The organism is Pontibacter rugosus (genome assembly GCF_042678745.1).
GTDB classification, from domain to species: domain Bacteria; phylum Bacteroidota; class Bacteroidia; order Cytophagales; family Hymenobacteraceae; genus Pontibacter; species Pontibacter rugosus.
This window is the reverse complement of the sequence record NZ_JBHTLD010000403.1, coordinates 1-1,651: the sequence shown is the minus strand read 5'-3', so window position 1 is coordinate 1,651 and position 1,651 is coordinate 1. Positions and strand designations below refer to the sequence as shown.

The 1,651-nt window shown below is 43.0% G+C and carries 2 protein-coding genes; both read right to left on the bottom strand.

Going from position 1 to position 1,651, the window contains the following annotated elements:
- Positions 1–11: 11 nt before the first annotated feature.
- On the bottom strand, positions 12–1,109 hold the full coding sequence (gene ychF / locus ACFQ2O_RS21545; protein ID WP_377532951.1) for a redox-regulated ATPase YchF: 1,098 nt from the start codon (positions 1,107–1,109) through the stop codon (positions 12–14).
- 184 nt (positions 1,110–1,293) lie between these two features.
- Positions 1,294–1,626: a DUF3276 family protein gene (locus tag ACFQ2O_RS21540; RefSeq protein ID WP_377532949.1), complete on the bottom strand. Its 333-nt coding sequence runs from the start codon at positions 1,624–1,626 to the stop codon at positions 1,294–1,296.
- Positions 1,627–1,651 lie beyond the last annotated feature (25 nt).

The window sequence follows — 1,651 nt, the reverse complement described above, 5'->3', positions numbered from 1 at the left end:
ATAATGAATACTTACACGTTAAAGCGGAAGTGCATGATATCACCGTCCTGCACCACGTATTCTTTACCTTCTACAGCCATTTTACCAGCCTCTTTTATTTTAGCCTCTGTTCCATATTGCTGATAGTCCGGCAGTTTGATAACCTCAGCACGGATGAAGCCTTTCTCAAAGTCGGAGTGAATAACGCCGGCAGCAGCAGGAGCTTTCCAGCCTTTCTCGATAGTCCAGGCGCGTACTTCTTTTACACCTGCGGTAAAGTAGGTGATCAGGTTTAGTAACTGGTAAGAAGCACGGATTAGCTTATTCAAGCCAGACTCTGTTAAGCCATACTCAGACAAAAACATTTCCTTTTCTTCCGGATCTGTTAGTTCTGCAATCTGAGCTTCGATAGAAGCAGAGATAAGTACAACTTGCGCATTTTCATTCTTCACATGCTCTGCAAGTGCATTAGAAAACTGATTGCCATCGTTCATGGAGTTTTCATCTACGTTGGCAGCATAAATCACTGGTTTAGCTGTTAGTAGTTTTAAATCCTCTACAGCCTCCAGATCATCATCCGTTACGTCCAGGCTACGGGCATTCAAACCTGCTTCCAGGTGAGCTTTATATTTCTCAAGGCTTGCCAGTTCTTTCTTCGCTTTGGCATCGCCTGATTTAGCAGAACGAACTACCTTCTGAATCTTCTTGTCTACAGAATCCAGGTCTTTCAGCTGAAGCTCTGTATCGATGATTTCTTTGTCAGCAATAGGGTTAACCTTGCCATCAACGTGTACAATGTTATCATCTTCAAAGCATCGCACCACATGAATGATAGCATCAACCTCGCGTATGTTAGCTAGAAATTTATTGCCTAATCCTTCGCCTTTGCTGGCACCTTTTACCAAGCCTGCGATGTCCACAAATTCAATTACTGTTGGCAGCACACGCTCCGGGTGTACCAGCTCCTCCAGAATCTGCAGGCGTTCGTCGGGAACTGTGATTACCCCAACGTTTGGCTCTATGGTACAGAAAGGATAGTTGGCAGATTCTGCCTTTGCGTTAGAAATTGCGTTGAACAGAGTAGACTTTCCAACATTCGGAAGTCCAACAATACCGCATCGTAGTCCCATGTATAATTAGTTGTTATTTTCAGGCCGCAAATATACAATAATTAAGGCAGCATTGTGCAGTTAACCCATATGAATTATGGGCAAGAGGGGCAGGGATAAGAAAACAGTAGATGGCATAAAGCAATAAGGCCCAAAGCGTAAGCGATGGGCCTTATTATATCGTATGTCTATTAAAGCGGAAAAATTATTCCCACTTCAATTCACCTTCATAGGTTACTTCAGATGGCTCTGCTGCTGGTACCTCCAGTGCAGCTAAAGCTTCTTCTGTCAAAAGTTCAGATTTAACGTGGTCTACTGTTCCCTGAAGTGCTTCCAAGAATTTGGCGAAGTCCTCTTTGTAAAGGAAAATCTTGTGTTTCTCGTATGAAAAGCTGTCGTCCTGCATTTTACGCTTACTCTCCGTGATAGTCACGTAGTAATCGTTAGAGCGAGTTGACTTCACATCAAAGAAATACGTTCTCTTCCCGGCTCTTACTCTTTGGGAATAAATTTCTGCTTTTTCGTTGTTCTCTTCCACCGTTATTAGACGTTAAATTCAACTT

Coding starts and splice junctions, on each gene's coding strand:
- ychF (WP_377532951.1), bottom strand. CDS start 1,109: ATGGGACTACGATGCGGTATTGTTGGACTTCCGAATGTTGGAAAGTCT.